At 41.8% G+C, this 21,689-nt stretch carries 15 protein-coding genes, 1 pseudogene and 1 other annotated feature; of the genes and pseudogenes, 15 read left to right on the top strand and 1 reads right to left on the bottom strand.

Annotation, left to right across the window (positions count from 1 at the left end):
* The first annotated feature begins 7 nt into the window (after positions 1–7).
* From secE to WAA20_RS17005, 14 genes and pseudogenes are all read left to right on the top strand, one after another.
* Complete coding sequence (gene secE, locus WAA20_RS17070) at positions 8–256, top strand: preprotein translocase subunit SecE (protein WP_073388368.1); 249 nt, start codon at positions 8–10, stop codon at positions 254–256.
* A 55-nt stretch (positions 257–311) separates the two neighbouring features.
* Positions 312–932 carry a transcription termination/antitermination protein NusG gene (nusG, locus tag WAA20_RS17065; protein ID WP_073388370.1) on the top strand — a complete coding sequence of 207 codons (621 nt, stop codon included), beginning with the start codon at positions 312–314 and terminating at the stop codon, positions 930–932.
* A gap of 195 nt (positions 933–1,127) precedes the next feature.
* A complete protein-coding gene (gene rplK / locus WAA20_RS17060) occupies positions 1,128–1,553 on the top strand; it encodes a 50S ribosomal protein L11 (protein ID WP_022754396.1) in 426 nt (141 codons plus the stop codon).
* A 15-nt stretch (positions 1,554–1,568) separates the two neighbouring features.
* Positions 1,569–2,258: a 50S ribosomal protein L1 gene (gene rplA / locus WAA20_RS17055; protein ID WP_073388372.1), complete on the top strand. Its 690-nt coding sequence runs from the start codon at positions 1,569–1,571 to the stop codon at positions 2,256–2,258.
* 359 nt (positions 2,259–2,617) lie between these two features.
* Positions 2,618–4,003, top strand: coding sequence for a CapA family protein (locus WAA20_RS17050; protein ID WP_167562729.1), 1,386 nt, complete (start codon positions 2,618–2,620; stop codon positions 4,001–4,003).
* A 67-nt stretch (positions 4,004–4,070) separates the two neighbouring features.
* Positions 4,071–4,204: a sequence feature (ribosomal protein L10 leader region), on the top strand.
* Between the two features lie 22 nt (positions 4,205–4,226).
* Positions 4,227–4,781 carry a 50S ribosomal protein L10 gene (rplJ, locus tag WAA20_RS17045; RefSeq protein WP_073388373.1) on the top strand — a complete coding sequence of 185 codons (555 nt, stop codon included), beginning with the start codon at positions 4,227–4,229 and terminating at the stop codon, positions 4,779–4,781.
* Positions 4,782–4,879: 98 nt separating this feature from the next.
* Complete coding sequence (rplL, locus tag WAA20_RS17040) at positions 4,880–5,254, top strand: 50S ribosomal protein L7/L12 (protein ID WP_073388375.1); 375 nt, start codon at positions 4,880–4,882, stop codon at positions 5,252–5,254.
* 356 nt (positions 5,255–5,610) lie between these two features.
* A complete protein-coding gene (locus WAA20_RS17035) occupies positions 5,611–9,480 on the top strand; it encodes a DNA-directed RNA polymerase subunit beta (RefSeq protein ID WP_073388376.1) in 3,870 nt (1,289 codons plus the stop codon).
* Between the two features lie 90 nt (positions 9,481–9,570).
* Entirely contained in the window at positions 9,571–13,284 is a 3,714-nt protein-coding gene (gene rpoC, locus WAA20_RS17030; RefSeq protein ID WP_073388468.1) for a DNA-directed RNA polymerase subunit beta', read from the top strand.
* Between the two features lie 132 nt (positions 13,285–13,416).
* Positions 13,417–13,836 (top strand): 30S ribosomal protein S12, encoded by a 420-nt coding sequence (gene rpsL, locus WAA20_RS17025; protein ID WP_022754389.1) that lies wholly within the window; start codon positions 13,417–13,419, stop codon positions 13,834–13,836.
* A gap of 263 nt (positions 13,837–14,099) precedes the next feature.
* Positions 14,100–14,570, top strand: coding sequence for a 30S ribosomal protein S7 (gene rpsG, locus WAA20_RS17020; RefSeq protein WP_034484757.1), 471 nt, complete (start codon positions 14,100–14,102; stop codon positions 14,568–14,570).
* Positions 14,571–14,622: 52 nt separating this feature from the next.
* Entirely contained in the window at positions 14,623–16,743 is a 2,121-nt protein-coding gene (gene fusA, locus WAA20_RS17015) for an elongation factor G (RefSeq protein WP_027206668.1), read from the top strand.
* Positions 16,744–16,865: 122 nt separating this feature from the next.
* A complete protein-coding gene (gene tuf / locus WAA20_RS17010; protein WP_073388378.1) occupies positions 16,866–18,056 on the top strand; it encodes an elongation factor Tu in 1,191 nt (396 codons plus the stop codon).
* A 503-nt stretch (positions 18,057–18,559) separates the two neighbouring features.
* Positions 18,560–19,159, top strand: a pseudogene (locus WAA20_RS17005) (GTP pyrophosphokinase family protein); the annotation flags it as partial.
* 569 nt (positions 19,160–19,728) lie between these two features.
* Here the strand turns inward: WAA20_RS17005 and WAA20_RS17000 are convergent.
* A complete protein-coding gene (locus WAA20_RS17000; protein WP_073388381.1) occupies positions 19,729–20,592 on the bottom strand; it encodes a class I SAM-dependent methyltransferase in 864 nt (287 codons plus the stop codon).
* 765 nt (positions 20,593–21,357) lie between these two features.
* On the opposite strand from WAA20_RS17000, the gene rpsJ reads away from it, so the two are divergent.
* Positions 21,358–21,669 carry a 30S ribosomal protein S10 gene (rpsJ, locus tag WAA20_RS16995; RefSeq protein ID WP_022754383.1) on the top strand — a complete coding sequence of 104 codons (312 nt, stop codon included), beginning with the start codon at positions 21,358–21,360 and terminating at the stop codon, positions 21,667–21,669.
* Positions 21,670–21,689 lie beyond the last annotated feature (20 nt).

The following is a 21,689-nucleotide window of genomic DNA, read 5'->3' as shown; positions in this document are numbered from 1 at the left end:
CGATACAATGGGAGAATCAGATAAGACAGAAGTATTAAAAGATAAAGCTTCTGAAAAGAAAGAGCCTAAGAAGAAAACAATCAGCTCATTCTGGGAAGGTCTTAAATCAGAGTTTACTAAGATTACATGGCCTTCAAGAGAGACTGTTGGTAAGCAGACAGTAGCAGTAACTATTATCTGCGCGGTTATGGCTGCTCTTATTGCTGTTCTTGATTATGTTTTCGGACTTGGCTTAAATTTCATTCAGAGCCTGTAATCTGAGGATGTTAAGCAGTTATTCACAGTAGCAGGAATTTGATGAGGAGATGCAAATGGCAGAAGAAGAAAAGAACAACATGAGCGAAGCTGCAGAATCAGCTGAAGTTGAAAATGTAGCCGAAAGTCAGGATGCCCTTTCAGAAGAGGATAAGACTTCTGAAGCAAAGTGGTATGTTGCTCACACTTATTCAGGATATGAGAATAAGGTAAAAGCCAATCTTGATAAGACAATTGAAAATCGTCACCTGGAAGATCAGATTCTTGAGGTGCGCGTTCCGCTTCAGGATGTAGTTGAAGTTAAGAATGGTGCAAAGAAGACTGTTCAACGTAAGATGTTCCCTGGTTATGTCCTTGTTCATATGATTATGAATGATGACACATGGTATGTAGTACGTAATACCAGGGGTGTAACAGGTTTCGTAGGTCCGGGATCTAAGCCTGTACCGTTGTCAGATGCTGAGATTAAGCCTCTTGGTATTAAGACTCAGAACGTGACAGTTGATTTCGAAGTTGGAGACGAGATTGCTGTTGTTGCAGGCGTTTGGAAGGATACAGCAGGTATCGTTCAGCGTATGGATTACAGTAAGCAGACAGCTACTATCAATGTAGAACTGTTTGGTCGTGAGACTCCTGTTGAGATCAGTTTCGCAGAAGTGCGTAGAATTGATAGCTAATAGTATTTATTAGCTGGATTTATACTGGTTCGGTATAAACGTTTTGTTTTGATATAGAGCAGTAATGCTTTATATAGATATATTCACCTATGGAGTGGGAGCAGAAGGTCTATAGCCCCTAGGTAGCTGTTCTGAGTCTTCGGAACGGTTGATTCTTTTGCGCTCAACCACATATTTTCTTAGGAGGAAGCCAAAATGGCAAAGAAAGTCGAAGGATACATTAAGTTACAGATCCAGGCCGGCAAAGCAACACCGGCACCGCCAGTTGGACCAGCTCTTGGTCAGCACGGCGTTAACATCGTTGAATTCACAAAGCAGTTCAACGCTAAGACAGCAGATAAGGGTGACCTTATCATCCCTGTTGTTATCACTGTTTACACAGACAGAAGCTTCACATTCATCACAAAGACTCCCCCTGCAGCAGTTCTTCTCAAGAAGGCTTGTAACCTGCAGAAGGCATCCGGTGTTCCGAACAAGAACAAGGTTGCTAAGGTTTCTAAGGACAAGATCCGCGAGATCGCTGAAATGAAGATGCCTGATCTGAATGCTAATACTATTGAAGCAGCTATGAGTATGGTTGCTGGTACAGCACGCAGTATGGGTATAGAAGTAGTAGACTAAGGAGGAGAGCAGATCATGAAGCACGGAAAGAAATATGTTGAAGCTGCAAAGCTGATCGAAAAAGCAAAGCTGTATGAAGCTGACGAAGCAATTGCTCTTGTCAAGAAGTCTGCTTCTGCAAAATTTGATGAAACTGTAGAACTTCACATCAGAACTGGTTGTGATTCCCGTCACGCTGATCAGCAGATCCGTGGAGCAGTAGTACTCCCTAACGGAACTGGTAAGACAGTTAAAGTTCTTGTATTCGCTAAGGGTACAAAGCTTGACGAGGCTCAGGCAGCTGGCGCTGATTATGTAGGTGGAGATGAGCTTATCCCTAAGATCCAGAACGAGGGATGGCTTGATTTCGACGTAGTAGTAGCTACACCTGATATGATGGGTGTTGTTGGTCGTCTTGGTAAGGTTCTTGGTCCTAAGGGACTTATGCCTAACCCTAAGGCTGGCACAGTTACTATGGATGTTGCTAAGGCTATTGCTGATATCAAGGCTGGTAAGATTGAGTACCGTCTTGACAAGGCTAACATTGTACACGTTCCGATCGGAAAGGCATCTTTCACAGAGCAGCAGCTCACAGAGAACTACAATGCTATTATGGAAGCTATTTCCAAGGCTAAGCCAAGCTCAGTTAAGGGTCAGTATCTTAAGTCTATCTCCCTTGCAACAACAATGGGACCTGGCGTTAAGATCGTAGCTAACCGTTATTAATTAACGGTCGGTAACTTAATAAGCTATCGAGGCAGCCACCATCTCTGATGGTGGCTGCTTTTTTATGCTCTTTTTTATGCTCTTTTTTATGCTCTTTTTTATGCTCTTTTTTATGCTCTTTTTTATGCTGTATTTTATGCTCTATTTTATGAATGTTCTATTTTATGAATGTTCAACTTTATGTATATCAACATTTTTCTTGCATGAATTTTTATAAAACCTAATTAAATGCGGCTATTGATGAAAGTCGTTCTTATTGCTAACATTAGAATATAGAATATATAAGCTGATTGAATATAAGATCAGAAGTGCTTTTCAACTACGTTTTCTAATAATTCTATGTCATAATGGGAGGTCTAATGCGAAGAAGAGAACATAAGGTGTATGTAAGACGCCTGAAATGCTATGGAAGAGGGCTTGTGCGTAGTTTTTTTCCAGCTATGGTTCTTGTTTTTTGTATTTCAGGCTGTCAGCTTGCAGCAAATGAAAGTAGTCTTGGTGCATCTGCAGTTCAGATAGATGAATCCGGTAATGAAATAGAATCTGATACTAATGGTACTGAGTATCTTAGCGGTGCTGTTGGAGTGCCTATGACTCAGGAAGAAGTTAGTGAAATCGGTGAAGAGGGTGCTACTGATATTGCAGATATAACCGATGAGGACGTTGCGCTTTCAGCAGCGTCAAATGCCTCTTCAACTGAAGAAGTTGCTTCAGAGCCTGATCAAAACGTATCTCCATTACCCAATGAACTGACTTTTGATATTGCTGATGGAGAAGATGTTGCTACAGTAGTGTTCGGCGGAGATGTACTTTTTGCAGAAGAATATGCAATTAAGTACAGCATTGCCAGAAATGGCGGCACTATTGAGGGTGTTATAGATCAGGGCCTGCTTGATTGTATGAGAAGTGCAGATATTTGCATGGTCAATAATGAGTTTCCATATACAATGGAGGGTGCTCCGCTGGAAGGCAAAACCTGGACATTTCATGCAAATCCGACTTCTGTTCAGTACCTTTTCGATATGGGCGTTGATATTGTGAGCATAGGGAATAACCATGTTTTTGACTATGGCGCAATAGGCCTTTCCAATACGCTTACAACGCTTGATTCTGCCCAAATGCCATATGTTGGTGCTGGTCGTGACCTGGAGGAAGCTTCAAAGACAGTTACATTTACTGCAAATAATGGCCTTAGGATTGCCTTTATAAGTGGCTGTGATATAGAAGGAAGCGATCCACCTTTTACCAGGGGAGCTACAGATACTCAAAGCGGAGTTTTCAGGGTAAGACAGGATGAACTTTTATGTCAGAGAGTAGCTGAAGCTAAGGCTACAGGTGCTTTCGTTGTAGTTTATATGCATTGGGGTCTTGAGAACACACTTGAACTTAATTATCTGCAAAAAAACCAGTCAGCTGATCTTGCAAATGCAGGAGCAGACCTGATAATCGGCGATCACCCGCATATATTGCAGAATCTTGATTATGTTAATGGTGTTCCTGTTATCTTCAGTATGGGTAATTATCTTTTTAATTCAAAGACTCTTGATACATGCCTTATTGAAGCCAAGATAAGTACCCAGGGTCTTGTGAGCTGGCGATTTATCCCTGGAATCCAGTCATCTTCAACTGTAAGAATGGCTTATGGAGATGAAAAAACAAGGATCATCAACTTTATGCAGTCTATTTCACCGAATGTTACTATTGATGGTGAAGGCTATATAACGCCTAATAATGCTCAGGGTTAAAAAAATTAAAATCGAAATTATAATAAAAAAGTATTGACAAAATACGTTTAAATGTTATATAGTATTCAAGGTCGTCAGACCTAAGCCGAAGACAGCAGGTGGTGAAAACCGTAAATTTGCGTAAGCGAATGCCCGCCGAGGAAAAGTATATGTTTATGACTTTACCCTCCCATGTCTTTGGGAGGTTTTTTTATTCGGCCAATTCTATAAGGAGGTAAAAAACATGGCAAAGGTTGAAATTAAGCAGCCTGTAGTAGCAGAGATCTCTGAGAAGATCAAAAATGCTCAGGCACTTGTTCTTGTAGATTACCGCGGACTTACAGTTGCTCAGGACACAGAGCTTCGTAGAGCTCTTCGTGCAGAGGGTGTAACTTACAAGGTTTACAAGAACACAATGATGAAGCGTGCATTCGAGGGAACAGATTTTGCTCAGCTCGATGGTATGCTCGACGGACCAAGTGCAGCAGCTATTTCTGAAACAGATCCTGCAGCACCTGCTCGTATTCTTGCAGAGTTCGCTAAGAAGAACCCACAGCTTGAGATCAAGGGTGGTGTTTGCGAAGGCAGATTCTTCGACGAGAACACAATCAAGGAGATCGCTTCTATCCCTCCAAGGGATCAGCTCCTTTCCCGTTTGCTTGGTTCTATGCAGTCACCTATGGCAAACTTCGCTCGCGTTATCAAACAGATCGCAGAGAAGCAGCCTGAGGCAGCTACAGCAGAGGCACCAGCAGCTGAGGAAGCTCCTGCAGCTGAAGAAGCACCTGCAGCAGAATAATTATTCTGTCGCATATACTTGAAAATTCAAGTGAGGCCTGAATAGTCAGGCAAACTAATAACAAAGAATTATACCAAATTATATGGAGGTAAATTATCATGGCAAAGTTATCCACACAGGAAATCATTGACGCTATTAAAGAGCTTTCAGTTCTTGAGCTTAACGATCTCGTAAAGGCTTGCGAGGAAGAATTCGGCGTATCAGCAGCAGCTGGTGTTGTTGTAGCAGCAGCAGGCGCTGGCGCAGGTGCTGCAGAAGAGCAGTCTGAGTTCAACGTAGAGCTTACAGAAGTTGGTCCTAACAAGGTTAAGGTTATCAAGGTTGTTCGTGAGATCACAGGTCTTGGTCTCAAGGAAGCTAAGGATCTCGTAGATGGCGCTCCTAAGATGATCAAAGAAGGCGTTGAGAAGGCTGAAGCTGAGGATATCAAGGCTAAGGTTGAGGCTGAAGGCGCTAAGGTTACTCTTAAGTAATTTAAACCTTTATAATGTTTTTACCTGGCGGAGAAGAGAAATCTTCTCCGCTTTTTTTATTCTTGAGTTTGTTTCTTATATTTTATTCTTAGATTTATTTCTTATATTTCATTCTTGAATTTAAATCTAATATTATATTCTTATATTTTTATCTTTTGTTTGGATATTTCAGTTGTCAGGAATTATTCTTCAGCTCTTTTACCAAAAAAATCATTTGACATTTGTATAGATTTGCATTAATATGGAAAATGCACTTATTGTGGAGTGAAAGGCCTAATTATGCCCTTTTATATTTTCAAGGTCAGAAACGGGTCGGAAACTCTTTTCATAAAATCCAAAGAACGGGGTGAATGTCAATGGAAAAGTACAGAATACATCCTACTGGTTCAGACAAAAATGTCCGCATGAGTTTTCAGCGCCAGAAGGACACCCTCGAGATGCCAAACCTCATTGAAGTCCAGAAGAATTCCTATCAGTGGTTCCTGGATGAGGGTCTCAAGGAAGCCTTCGATGATATCTCTCCAATTGAAGACTACAGCGGTAAGCTGAGTCTTGAATTTGTAGACTTCAAACTCTGCGAAGATGAAGTTAAGTATTCTATCGAGAAATGTAAAGAGAGAGACGCAACATATGCTGCTCCTCTTAAGGTTAAGGTACGTCTTCATAATAAAGAGAAAGACGAAATCACAGAACATGAGATCTTCATGGGTGATCTTCCTCTTATGACTGCTACCGGAACATTTGTAATCAACGGTGCAGAGCGTGTTATTGTATCACAGCTCGTTCGTTCACCTGGTATTTATTACGATATTACATATGATAAGCTTGGTAAAAAGCTTATCGCATGCACAGTTATTCCTAACCGTGGTGCATGGCTTGAGTACGAGACAGACTCTAATGATGTTTTCTATGTTCGTGTTGACCGTACACGTAAGGTACCTGTAACAGTACTTATACGTGCTCTTGGTATTGGCACAAATGAAGAGATCATTGATCTGTTCGGTGACGAGCCTAAGCTTCAGGGTTCTTTCTCAAAGGATCCTTCAACAGACTATCAGTCTGGTCTTCTTGAACTTTACAAGAAGATCCGTCCCGGCGAGCCGCTTTCAGTTGATAGTGCTGAGTCACTTATCAACGCTATGTTCTTTGATGCAAGAAGATATGATCTTGCTAAGGTTGGCCGTTATAAGTTCAATAAGAAATTACACCTTAAGAATCGTATCGGTGGCCAGATCCTTGCTGAAGATGTTGTTGATGAGACAACAGGCGAGATGCTTGCTTCTGCAGGAACAAAGGTAGACAGAGCCCTTGCAAAAGAAATTCAGGATGCAGCTATACCTTATGTATGGATTCAGACTGAAGAGCGCAATATAAAGGTTCTTTCTAACATGATGGTTGACCTTACTCACTATGTTGACTGCGATCTTGAGCAGCTTGGCATCAATGAGGATGTTTACTATCCTGTACTTAGAGAGATTCTTGATGAGTATGCAACAAAGGATGATGCAGAAGGTCTTGCTGAGACTATTCTTGCACGTAGAAATGATCTTATTCCTAAGCACATCACTAAGGAAGATATCATTGCATCCATCAACTACAATATGCACGTAGAGTACGGCGTAGGTCACAGTGATGATATCGATCACCTTGGTAACCGTCGTATCCGTTGCGTAGGTGAGCTCTTACAGAACCAGTACAGAATCGGTCTTTCAAGACTTGAGCGTGTTGTTCGTGAGCGTATGACTACTCGTGATGCAGAGGAGATTTCTCCTCAGACTCTTATTAACATTAAGCCTGTTCAGGCTGCTGTTAAGGAGTTTTTCGGATCATCACAGCTGTCTCAGTTCATGGATCAGAACAACCCTCTTTCTGAGCTGACTCATAAGAGACGTCTTTCTGCACTTGGACCTGGTGGTCTTTCAAGAGACCGTGCCGGATTCGAGGTTCGAGACGTACACTATACTCACTATGGTCGTATGTGTCCTATCGAGACACCTGAAGGTCCTAACATCGGTCTTATCAACTCACTTGCTTCTTATGCAAGAGTTAACGAGTACGGATTTGTAGAAGCACCTTATCGTCGTGTAGACCATACAGATGCAGAGAATCCTGTTGTTACAGATGAGATCACATACATGACTGCTGATGAAGAAGATAACTACCGTGTTGCTCAGGCTAACACACCTCTTGATGCTGAGGGTCACTTCATCCGTAACAGTGTATCAGGTCGTTATAAAGAAGAGACTTCTGAGTACCAGAAGAATCTCATTGATTATATGGACGTATCACCGAGAATGGTATTCTCAGTTGCTACAGCCCTTATCCCATTCCTTGAAAACGACGATGCTAACCGAGCTCTCATGGGTTCAAACATGCAGCGTCAGGCAGTACCGCTTCTTACTACAGATGCTCCTGCTGTTGGTACAGGTATGGAACAGAAGGCTGCAGTTGACTCAGGTGACAGCGTTGTTGCCCGCAAGGCAGGTACAATTGATTTTGTAGACTCTAAGATCATTCGTATGACTTACGATGATGGTGAGAAGGAAGAATATCACCTCACTAAGTTCATGAGAACTAACCAGTCTACATGCTACAATCAGAGACCTATCGTTGATAAGGGCGAGCATGTTGAAGCTGGACAGGTTATCGCAGATGGTCCTTCAACATTCCATGGTGAACTTGGTCTTGGTAAGAACCCTCTTATCGGATTCATGACATGGGAAGGTTACAACTACGAAGATGCTGTTCTTCTTTCAGAGCGTCTTGTTCGTGATGATGTATTTACATCAGTTCATATCGAAGAGTATGAAGCAGAAGCACGTGAGACTAAGCTCGGACCGGAAGAGATCACACGCGACGTTCCTGGCGTTGGTGATGAAGCATTAAAAGACCTTGACGAGAATGGTGTAATCCGTATCGGTGCAGAGGTTCGTGCCGGTGATATCCTTGTAGGTAAGGTTACTCCTAAGGGAGAGACAGAGCTTACAGCTGAGGAAAGACTCCTTCGCGCTATCTTCGGTGAGAAGGCTAGAGAAGTACGTGATACTTCCCTTAAGGTTCCTCATGGTGAATACGGTATCATCGTTGATGCTAAGGTATTTACAAGAGAAAATGGTGATGAGCTTTCACCTGGTGTTAATAAGTCAGTTCGTATCTACATCGCACAGAAGAGAAAGATCTCTGTAGGTGATAAGATGGCTGGTCGTCATGGTAACAAGGGTGTCGTTTCCCGTGTACTTCCTATCGAAGATATGCCATATCTTCCTAACGGACGTCCGCTCGACATCGTGCTGAACCCTCTGGGCGTTCCTTCACGTATGAACATCGGACAGGTGCTTGAGATCCACCTTTCACTTGCTGCAAGAGCTCTTGGCTTTAACGTAGCAACACCTATCTTCGACGGCGCTAACGAAAAAGATATTCAGGATATGCTTCAGATGGCTAATGACTATGTCAACATGACATGGGAAGACTTTGAAGCTGCATATAAGGATGTAGTAATGCCTGAGATCATGAAGTATCTGTATGATCACCGTGATCACAGAGAGCTTTGGAAGGGCGTTCCGATCACAACTGATGGTAAAGTACAGCTCCGTGATGGACGTACAGGTCAGAAGTTCGATGGTAAGACAACAATCGGACACATGCACTACCTCAAGCTCCACCACCTTGTAGACGATAAGATCCACGCTCGTTCTACTGGTCCTTACTCTCTCGTAACACAGCAGCCTCTGGGTGGTAAAGCTCAGTTCGGTGGACAGCGTTTCGGAGAAATGGAAGTTTGGGCACTGGAAGCTTACGGTGCTGCATATACTCTTCAGGAGATCCTTACTGTTAAGTCCGATGACGTAGTAGGTCGTGTAAAGACTTATGAAGCTATCATCAAGGGCGATAACATTCCTGAGCCTGGTGTTCCGGAATCATTCAAGGTTCTTCTCAAAGAATTGCAGGCACTTGGCCTGGATATCCGTGTTATGCGTGAGGATAATACGGAAGTTGAGATCATGGAATCTATTGATTACAGCGATTCTGATCTTAGATTCGAGATTGAAGGCGAGAATCGTAGAAACTTCGAGGATGAGTCCTTTGAAGCTAACGGATTCTCAAAGCAGAAATTCGATGAAGAGAGCGGTGAGCTTGTAGCTGATGAGGATGAATTCTCAGACGGATTCGATGATTTTGACGCTGCTATCGATGCTCAGGCAGATGATGGTATTAACGATTAATCCAGGTAACTACAGTTGATAAGTTGAAGACGTGCCTGTCTTAAGGGGCAGGCACCAGACAAGGAGAATATAAGCATGTCAGATTCAACAATGAATAAAGCAATCAATGAGGCTTCCAGCGGAAGATCAACTCTTCAGCAGCAGTATCAGCCGATGACTTTTGATGCAATTAAGATTGGTCTTGCTTCTCCGGAAAAGATTCGTGATTGGTCACATGGTGAAGTTACAAAGCCTGAGACAATCAACTACAGAACCTTAAAGCCGGAGCGTGATGGCCTTTTCTGCGAAAGAATTTTCGGACCTACAAAGGACTGGGAATGTCACTGCGGAAAATATAAGAAGATTAGATATAAGGGTGTTGTTTGTGATCGCTGCGGAGTTGAAGTAACAAAATCCTCAGTTCGTCGTGAGCGTATGGGTCACATCGAGCTTGCAGCTCCTGTTTCCCACATTTGGTATTTCAAGGGAATCCCTAGCCGTATGGGACTTCTTCTTGATATATCTCCAAGAATCCTTGAGAAGGTTCTTTACTTCGCATCATATATCGTACTTAATCCAGGAGAGACAACTCTTGAGTACAAGCAGGTTCTCTCTGAGAAGGAATATCAGGATGCAAGAGAAGAGTTCGGTAACAAGTTCCGTGCAGGAATGGGCGCTGAAGCTATCAAAGAGCTTCTCATCGATATCGATCTCGAGCAGGATTATGCTCAGCTTAAAGAAGAAGTTGAGACATCAAGCGGACAGAAGAGAGCACGTGTCATCAAGAGACTTGATGCAGTTGAAGCTTTCCGTGAGTCAGGCAATGATCCTAGCTGGATGATCATGGATTGTATCCCGGTTATCCCTCCGGATCTTCGTCCTATGGTACAGCTCGATGGTGGACGTTTTGCAACATCCGATCTTAACGATCTGTATCGTCGTATTATTAACAGAAACAACCGTCTTAAGAGACTTCTTGAGCTCGGTGCTCCTGACATCATCGTTCGTAACGAAAAGAGAATGCTCCAGGAAGCAGTTGATGCTCTTATCGACAACGGTCGTCGTGGTCGTCCAGTAACAGGACCTGGTAACCGTGCTCTTAAGTCACTTTCAGACCTTCTTAAAGGTAAGTCAGGACGTTTCAGACAGAACCTTCTTGGTAAGCGTGTCGATTACTCTGGTCGTTCCGTTATCGTAGTTGGTCCTGAACTTAAGATTTATCAGTGTGGTCTTCCTAAGGAAATGGCTATTGAGCTTTTCAAACCTTTCGTTATGAAAGAGCTCGTTTCCCGTGGAATCTCACAGAACATAAAGAATGCCAAGAAGCTTGTTGAGCGTCTCGATGAGCAGGTATGGGATGTACTTGAAGATGTTATCAAAGAGCATCCTGTTATGCTTAACCGTGCTCCCACACTTCACAGACTTGGTATTCAGGCATTTGAGCCTATCCTTGTAGAAGGTAAAGCTATTAAGCTTCATCCTCTTGCATGTACACCTTTCAACGCCGACTTCGATGGTGACCAGATGGCTGTTCACCTTCCACTGTCAGTTGAAGCTCAGGCAGAGTGCCGTTTCCTGATGCTGCTTCCTAACAACCTGTTGAAGCCTGCTGATGGCGGCCCTGTTAACGTACCTACACAGGATATGGTACTTGGTCTTTACTACCTTACACAGGAGCGTCCTGGTGCTAAGGGAGAAGGCAAGTTCTTCAAGTCTGTAGACGAAGCAGTTCTCGCTTATGAGAATGATGTTGTAACTCTTCAGTCTAAAGTATATGTTCGTGTAAGCAAGACTCTTGCTGACGGAACAGTTGCTACAGGTGTTGTACAGAGTACAGTTGGACGTTTCATGTTCAATGAAATGCTTCCACAGGATCTTGGATTTGTTGACAGATCTAAGCCTGAGAACCTCCTTAAGCCTGAAGTTGATTTCATGGTTGGTAAGAAGCAGCTCAAGCAGATTATCACAAAGTGTATCAACGTTCATGGAACATTCAAGACAGCTGAAGTTCTTGATTACATTAAGGCTACAGGTTATCATCTTTCAACAAGAGCAGCTATGACTGTTTCAATTTCTGACATGACAGTACCTCCTCAGAAACAGGAGATGCTCGATGAAGCTCAGAAGACAGTTGACCGTATCGCTGCTAACTATCGTCGTGGTCTTATTACTGATGAAGAGCGTTATCGTGCAGTAATCGATACATGGATGCAGACCGATAAAGAGCTTACTAACGTGCTTCTTGAAGGTCTTGATAAATATAACAACATTTACATGATGGCTGACTCCGGAGCCCGTGGTTCTAACCAGCAGATCAAGCAGCTGGCTGGTATGCGTGGACTTATGGCTGATACAACAGGTCGTACAATCGAACTTCCTATCAAGTCAAACTTCCGTGAAGGTCTTGACGTTCTGGAGTATTTCATGTCAGCTCATGGTGCTCGTAAAGGTCTTTCTGATACAGCTCTTCGTACAGCCGATTCAGGTTATCTGACTCGTCGAATGGTTGACGTATCACAGGAACTTATCATTCGTGAAGTTGACTGTTCTGCTGGAAAGGCAGAGATCCCTGGAATGACAGTACGTGCATTCATGGATGGAAAAGAAACTATCGAGCCATTGTCAGATCGTATCACAGGACGTTTTGCATGCGAGACTATCAAGGACGCAGAAGGAAACGTACTTGTTAAGAAGAATCACATGATCACACCTAGCCGTGCAGAGAAGATCCTCTCTGTTGGTGTAAATGCTAAGGGTGGCCCTATCGAGGCAGTTAAGATTCGTACAATCCTTACTTGCCGCAGCCACGTTGGTATCTGTGCTAAGTGTTATGGTGCAAACATGGCTACAGGTGAAGCCGTTCAGGTTGGTGAAGCAGTTGGTATCATCGCTGCTCAGTCAATCGGTGAGCCTGGTACACAGCTTACTATGAGAACATTCCATACTGGTGGTGTTGCCGGTGGAGATATTACACAGGGTCTTCCTCGAGTAGAAGAGTTGTTCGAAGCACGTAAGCCTAAGGGACTTGCGATCATATCTGAGCTTGATGGTCAGGTAGAGATTCGCGATACCAAGAAAAAGCGTGAAGTTGTTGTTACTAACGATGAGACAGGTGAATCAAAGGCATACCTTATTCCTTATGGTTCACGTATCAAAGTTCAGGATAAGCAGACAATCGAAGCTGGTGACGAACTTACAGAAGGTTCAGTAAATCCTCATGATCTTCTTAAGATCAAGGGAATCCGTGCGGTTCAGGATTATCTCCTTCGTGAGGTTCAGAGAGTTTACCGTCTGCAGGGTGTTGATATCTGCGATAAGCATATCGAAGTTATCGTACGTCAGATGCTCAATAAGGTAATGGTTGATGAGAGTGGAGATACTAACTATCTGCCAGGAACACTCGTAAGCGTTCTTGATTTCGAGGATGACAACGAGAGACTCATTTCCGAAGGAAAGAGACCTGCAGTTGGTAAACAGGTAATCCTTGGTATCACAAAGTCAGCTCTTGCAACAGATTCCTTCCTGTCAGCTGCTTCCTTCCAGGAAACAACTAAGGTTCTGACAGATGCAGCTATCCGCGGTAAGGTTGATCCGCTTCTCGGACTTAAAGAGAACGTTATCATCGGTAAGCTTATTCCTGCAGGTACAGGTCTTAAGAGATATCGTGATGTAGGTCTTAATACAGACGAGCATTTCAAAGATCCTGCAAGAATGATCCTTAGAAAGCAGCCTTCATCAAGCAGAGCTTCATTCGATAGAAGCGCTGATATGGAAGATGGAATTGTTGCTGAAGAAGTTGTATCCGTAATGGATGATGACGAATAATTCAGTTCCATATTGACAATATTGCATTAAAATATTATAATATCGAATTGTGTGAAAATACGGAAAGGGGAACGTATGTCCTCTTTCCGTGTTCGCACGTTGATATACACATTTCAACAGGAGGTAAAAAGAATGCCAACATTTAACCAGTTAGTCAGAAAAGGTCGTCAGACATCTGTAAAGAAGTCTACTGCTCCTGCACTTCAGAAGGGTTTTAACTCTCTTCACAAGAAGGACATAGCTACAGCTTCTCCTCAGAAGCGTGGTGTCTGCACAGCTGTTAAGACAGCAACACCTAAAAAGCCTAACTCAGCTCTTCGTAAGATCGCCAGAGTGCGTCTTTCAAACGGCATCGAAGTAACATCCTATATTCCTGGTGAAGGTCACAACCTTCAGGAGCATAGCGTTGTTCTTATCCGTGGCGGAAGAGTTAAGGATCTGCCTGGTACAAGATATCACATTATCCGTGGTACACTTGATACAGCCGGTGTTGCAGATCGTAAGCAGGCTCGTTCCAAGTATGGCGCTAAGAGACCTAAGGCCTCAAAGTAATTTAGTAACAAAAAATTAAATTAAGTGTTGGAGTTCTTTGAACATATAGTAATATAAATGATCAAACGAGCTTGCAGTTAAACTCGGACTGAACATACGGCAGTCAAAGTAATACAGCAGTAGAAGCTTTATCAGTTATATTAGTAAGTTTTAGGAAAACCGCACGAACACTTAATGCATGCGAGGCACTTGTGCACAAGTTGCCGTAGAAAGCCCCGCAAGTGAGTACCTATGATTTATTAACTAATAAGGAGGGAAGAACCGTGCCGCGTAAAGGACATATTGTAAAACGTGATGTACTGGAAGATCCAATGTACAACAGCAAGGTTGTAACAAAGCTTGTAAACCAGGTTATGCTGGATGGCAAGAAAGGTGTTGCACAGAAGATTGTATACGGAGCTTTCGCACAGGTTGAAGAGAAGGCTGGAAAGCCAGCTCTCGAAGTATTTGAGACAGCTATGAATAATATCATGCCTGCACTCGAAGTTAAAGCTAGACGTATTGGTGGTGCTACATACCAGGTTCCGATCGAAGTTAGACCGGACAGACGTCAGGCCCTGGCTCTTCGCTGGCTTGTACTGTTTTCACGTAAGAGAGGCGAGAAGACTATGATCGATCGTCTCGCTGGCGAGATTATGGATGCTTCTAACAATACAGGAGCAGCTGTAAAGCGTAAGGAAGACATGCACAAGATGGCAGATGCAAACAAGGCTTTCTCACACTACAGATTCTAATTATATATTCTGTTATAGAACGTTGTTTGCAATCATTTAGGAGGAAGAACCATTGGCTAAAAGAGAATATCCATTGGAGAGAACCAGAAATATAGGTATCATTGCTCATATCGATGCTGGTAAAACAACATGTACAGAGCGTATCCTCTATTATACTGGTGTTAACTACAAGATTGGTGAGACACACGACGGCGCTTCTACCATGGACTTCATGGAACAGGAGAGAGAGCGTGGAATCACAATTCAGTCTGCAGCTACAACATGCCACTGGACTCCACAGGAATACGGCAAAAAGATCGCTGGTGCTCCTGAGTATCGTCTTAACATTATCGATACTCCTGGTCACGTAGACTTCACAGCAGAAGTTGAGCGTTCACTCCGTGTACTTGATGGTGCAGTTGGTATCTTTGATGCTAAGAACGGCGTTGAGCCACAGTCTGAGAACGTATGGCGTCAGGCTGACACATACGGCGTACCACGTATCGCATTCATCAACAAGATGGATATCGTTGGTGCAAACTTTTACCACGATCTGGATATGATCCGTGATCGTCTTGGTAAGAACCCGATCGCTATCAATATCCCGATCGGTGCTGAAGATACTTATGAAGGACTTATCGATCTCTTCGAAATGAAAGCTTATTATTTCAAGGGTGAGAAGGGTGCTGATGAAGATTGTGAAGAAATCCCTGAGGAACTCAAGGATCAGGCTGAAGAGTGGCACAACAAGATGGTTGAGCAGATCGTAGAGCTTGATGAGAACCTTATGGAGAAATACCTTGAAGGCGAAGAAGTTACTACAGCAGAGCTCAAAGCAGCTCTTCGTAAGGGAACAATCGCTTCTGAGGCAGTTCCTGTATGTAACGGAACAGCTTACAGAAACAAGGGTGTTCAGAAGCTTCTTGATGCAGTTATCGAGTATCTTCCTGCTCCTACAGATGTACCGGACGTTGAAGGTACAGATATGGAAGGAAATGAGATCACATGTAAGTCTACAGAGGATGGCCCTCTTGCAGCTCTTGCATTCAAGATCGTATCTGATCCTTTCGTAGGTAAGCTTGCATTTATCCGTGTTTACAGAGGTATCCTCAAGTCAGGATCTTATGTACTCAACTCAACAAAGGATAAGAAGGAACGTGTAGGTCGTATCATGCAGATCCATGCTGATAAGCGTACAGAGATCCAGGAAGCATTTGCTGGTGATATCGCTGCAGCAGTTGGTTTCAAGGATACAACTACAGGTGATACAATCTGTGATGAGAACAGTCCTGTTATCCTCGAGTCTATCGAGTTCCCTGATCCTGTTATCGAGCTCGCTATCGAGCCTAAGACAAAAGCAGGCCAGGCTAAGCTTGGTGAAGCTCTTGGTAAGCTTTCTGAAGAAGATCCTACATTCCAGGTACACACTAACCACGAGACAGGTCAGACTATCATCGCTGGTATGGGTGAAGTTCAGCTGGAAGTTATCGTTGACCGTCTCCTTCGTGAGTTCAAGGTTGAGGCTAACGTAGGTGCACCTCAGGTTGCATATAAGGAAGCATTCACAAAGGCTGTAGATATCGAGTCTAAGTATGCTAAACAGTCCGGTGGTCGTGGTCAGTATGGTCACTGTAAAGTTAGATTCGAGCCTATGGATGCTAACGGTGAAGAGCTTTACAAGTTCGATAACGAAGTTGTCGGCGGTGCTATTCCTAAGGAATTCATCCAGCCTATTTCTGAAGGTATCGAAGAGGCTATGAAAGCCGGTAATATTGCTGGATTCCCTGTTGTTGGTATCCACGCAACTGTATACGACGGATCATATCATGAAGTCGATTCATCTGAAATGGCATTCCACATTGCCGGATCTATGGCATTCAAGGATGCTATGGCTAAGGCATCACCTGCACTTCTTGAGCCTATCATGAAGGTTGAGGTTACAATGCCTGAGGAATACATGGGTGATGTTATCGGTGATATCAACTCCCGTCGTGGCCGTGTAGAAGGTATGGATGACATGGGCAATGGTAAGATTGTTCGTGCATACGTTCCTCTTGCTGAGATGTTCGGTTATGCAACAGACCTTCGTTCTAAGACACAGGGTCGTGGTAACTACTCAATGTTCTTTGAGAAGTATGAGCCAGTACCGAAGAATGTTGCTGACAAGGTTATCTCACAGTACAAGCAGGCCTAATTTAAGCAAAAAAGCTTGAATTTGCGCCGATTATCGAATATAATCGAAATAGTCGGTGCTCAAAATATTCAATAACAATAATGATAATGTTGTTACACATTCATTTAAGGAGGACTTAAAAAATGGCAAAGGCACATTTTGACAGAACAAAGCCGCATTGTAACATTGGTACAATCGGACACGTTGACCACGGTAAGACAACTCTTACAGCTGCTATCACAGCAGTTCTTGCTGACAGACAGGGTGGCGAAGCAGTAGCTTTCGATCAGATCGATAAGGCACCTGAAGAAAAGGCACGTGGAATAACAATTTCATCTGCTCATATCGAGTATGAGACAAAAAACAGACACTATGCACACGTTGACTGCCCTGGCCACGCTGATTATGTAAAGAACATGATCACTGGTGCAGCTCAGATGGATGGCGCTATCCTCGTTGTTGCTGCTACAGACGGTGTTATGGCTCAGACAAAGGAGCACGTTCTTCTTGCTCGTCAGGTAGGCGTTCCTTACATCGTTGTATTCATGAACAAGTGCGATATGGTTGATGATCCTGAACTTCTTGACCTTGTTGAGATGGAGATCAGAGACCTTCTTAACGAGTACGAGTTCCCTGGCGATGATACACCTATCATCCGTGGTTCAGCTCTTAAGGCTCTTGAGGATCCTAAGTCCGAATGGGGTGACAAGATCGTTGAGCTTATGGATACAGTTGATTCTTATATTCCTGATCCTGCTCGTGAGATCGATAAGCCTTTCCTTATGCCTGTTGAGGACGTATTCACAATCACAGGTCGTGGAACAGTTGCTACAGGTCGTGTAGAGAGAGGTCAGCTCCACCTTAACGACGAAATCGAAATCGTTGGTATCAAGGAAGAGACAAAGAAGTCAGTTGTAACTGGTATCGAGATGTTCCGTAAGACTCTTGACTACGCTGAAGCTGGTGATAACGTAGGTATCCTTCTTCGTGGTGTAGATCGTACAGAGATCGAAAGAGGACAGGTTGTAGCTGTTCCTGGAACTGTTACATGCCACAAGAAGTTCACAGCTGAGGTTTACGTTCTTACAAAGGATGAAGGTGGACGTCATACTCCTTTCTTCAACAACTATCGTCCTCAGTTCTACTTCAGAACAACAGACGTTACAGGTGTTTGTAACCTTCCTGATGGCACAGAAATGTGCATGCCTGGTGACCACGTAACAATGTCTATCGAACTTATTCACCCTATCGCTATGGAGCAGGGTCTTACATTCGCTATTCGTGAAGGCGGACGTACAGTAGGTTCAGGCCGTGTTGCTACAATCGTTGAGTAATTTTTACTCATAACTTTGTAAAAAACATAATGAGAGTTCGGGTGTGTAAACATCCGAACTCTTTTTTTGGGAAAAACATTAAGGTAATTTTCATTTACGGGGAATATCATTATATAAATAAATTATTATTAATTACATTTGATGTGGGGTTCTAGTTATATACTTATATGAATAAACAACATAAAACTAGAATTTATGAAAAATAAAAAATCAATATTTTAGATAAACTTTACATATAATATGCTTTATCAAACTTATAATATATATTATGTACTGGCTTTTTATTTTAATTGATAGAAAGGTAAGTCAGTTCATTGGAGGTATTGATTTTATTGACTTGGAAAGTAATGACTTTTACTAAATTAGTATAAAAGTCATAATAACATGAACATGGGGAAGTACTAATGGAACGAGATAAAATACCGGCAGAGAGAATGCTGGGTAATATTTCATTATCAGATTTAAAAACCATTTCACAGGAAGACATTGAACAGCTTCTAAGAATGACTGATCAGATTCAGGACTTTCAGGAACTGATGATGAAATATGAGTGTGCGATGTACGAGATAAAGACAAAGCTAGATGTTCTTAATAAAGAATTGTCACTTCGTAATAATCGTAATCCTTTTGAATCAATCAAGACTAGAATTAAGGCTCCTATAAGTCTTTTTGAAAAAATGCAAAGGAAGGGAATTCCTTTTAAAGTTGAAAATATAAAAAATAATATTAGTGATGTTGCAGGAATCAGAGTAATCTGCTCATTTATAGATGATATTTATATGCTTGCCGATTGTCTTAAAGATCAGGATGATGTAAGACTTATAGAAATCAAAGACTATATTGAAAATCCAAAGCCAAGTGGTTACAGAAGTCTTCATCTTATACTTGAAGTTCCGATATTCCTTACACATGATAAGGAATTCATGACTGTTGAAGTTCAGTTTAGAACTATTGCTATGGATTTCTGGGCTAGTCTTGAACACAAAATGAAGTATAAAAAAGATATACAAGATGCAGAGATGATCACAGAAGATCTTTGCTTTTCAGCTGATATGATCAATCAGATTGATAGAAGAATGCAGCAGATCCGTGAAAGAATCGATTCTGGAAAAGTTAAAGATAGTCTATCAGAAACCAAAATTGATTTTAGTAATTTAGAATATAGTGATGATTTAATATCAGATGCAGATAAGAATGAACAGGGAGAAGAAAATGAACCGATTTCAGATTCAAAGCCTGAAAATACGATAAATGCAGTTTTAGATGCTGCCAAGAAACAGATAAGTCATTCTAACTCAATTGAAGTTGAACCTTCAGACCCGATTTTTATAGCTTCTGCAAATGCTAAGGATAATAGTAAAAAGAAAAGTGCTAAAGCTATAGAATCAAGTATTAGATAAAAGATACTATAAAAATTATAGTAAGAAATTATTGCAACATAAGAAAGACAACATAGGAATTATTATTTTAAGATTTCTTTATATAGAATATTGTATAAAGAATATTATATAGAGAATACTATATAAAGCTTATTATATAAAGATGCCTCCAACACTTATATGTACATGATTATACATACCAAGCTTGGAGGCATTTAATATTCATTTATATATGAACGAAAAGGTGAACTACAACCAAAATGGTGGGGAGTTATAGTTCTTAGCTTAATTGCTTATAAAGCAGTCCATCTTCCGCTGGCACCGCAAGGAAGTACCAATCCATTAGAAGATACAGGAAGTCCAACTTCATCAGCTTCGATCTTTCCTTTATGAATAGGATCAAGAACAGTATGAAGCATATATGAAAGAACTGCCGGCTGAAGGCCTGTTGTATATGAGTTGATCAAAAAGAAGAGAGGATTATCTGAAAGAACCTGTGAGCAAAGTTCAATGAATGGATATATGCTTTCCTCGATTTTCCAGATCTCACCTTTTGGTCCTCTACCATATGAAGGAGGATCCATGATGATCGCATCATATTTATTGCCGCGGCGAATCTCGCGCTGAACAAATTTGGAACAGTCATCTACAAGCCATCTTATGCTTGCATCTGCAAGTCCTGATGAAGCTGCATTTTCTTTTGCCCAGGTAACCATACCTTTACTTGCATCAACGTGAGTTACTGATGCACCGGCTGCAGCAGCAGAAACAGTAGCTCCACCGGTATAAGCAAAAAGATTGAGAACTTTAATATCACGACCGGATTCTCTTATAAGCTTTGAAAACCAGTCCCAGTTTGCAGCCTGTTCAGGGAAAAGACCAGTATGCTTGAAGCTGAAGGGTTTAAGATGGAAGGTAAGTGAGTTATAGTTGATAGTCCATTCTTCAGGAAGAGAATTAAATTCCCATTCACCTCCGCCTTTATTGCTTCTATGATAATGACCGTTAGGTTTTCTCCAGCCGGGAAGCTTTTTCTCTGTATTCCAGATGACCTGAGGATCCGGACGAACAAGTTGGTACTTGCCCCAGCGCTCGAGCTTCTCGCCATCTGATGTATCTAAAACTTCATAATCTTTCCAATTTTCTGCAAGCCACATAATTACTCCATTTCAATAGCCTATTATTTCTACTATATAGTTAACTACATTTCTGCTATATATAACTACGTTTCTAATACATAGTTAACTGCATTTCTACTATATAACTATGTTTCTAATACATAGTTATATATATTTCTGCTATATATAACTACATTTCTAATACATAATTAAATTCGTTTCTACTATATATAATATAGCGAATCTGATTATATTACAAAAAAAGGCTTATTTAAATAGTTAATTGATCATGAGGACAATAATTATAGAAGAAATCACATTTAATCATGGAAAAACTCTTAAACAGTATAAAACAGGGACATTCTGATATTATTAATCGAAATATGATTAAATTATTGTTCTTGAAGATTAAAATATATCAAGAATATTGATTTAAACGAGCTACTTTGGCGTTTTTGGACGAAAAATCATATAAATCACTTGCAAATCAATAAAAAAAGTAATATATTAGCAAGTGCTGTGACATGATAGCGTTGAAGCGAGAGGTTGCCACATTATCCAGTGATGTGGGTTTTCCGTGGAGCGAATGTCAGTGGGCTGCATGACAGCCACAAAATCATGACGACAAGTCACTGTACAAGCAAATGATGTCTGCTGCAAATCCTTAGGGATTGATGGGCAGAAACGACGTGAAGTGAAAATCTGAGTTGTAATTTGGGTTGCGAATCAGGACACACACGGGAGAATGTACAGTCACCGCTTGTCGTACTTAAACAAAAGTGCGAAAAGGAGGCGACTTTTTTTATGGCAAATCAGGTAATGAGGATTACTCTTAAGGCATATGATCATCAGTTAGTTGATGCATCTGCTAAGAAGATCATCGAGACAGTCAAGAAGAACGGATCTCAGGTTTCAGGACCAGTTCCGCTTCCTACTAAGAAGGAAGTAGTAACAATTCTTCGTGCTGTACACAAGTACAAGGATTCCAGAGAACAGTTCGAGCAGAGAACACATAAGAGACTGATCGATATCATCACACCTACACCTAAAACAGTTGATGCACTGCAGAGACTTGAAATGCCTGCAGGCGTTTACATCAACATCAAGATGAAATAATTCATCAGAAACTACTAATT

Source organism: Butyrivibrio fibrisolvens (assembly GCF_037113525.1).
In the GTDB taxonomy this organism is placed as follows: domain Bacteria; phylum Bacillota; class Clostridia; order Lachnospirales; family Lachnospiraceae; genus Butyrivibrio; species Butyrivibrio fibrisolvens.
This window is presented reverse-complemented; position numbering and strand designations above follow the sequence as displayed.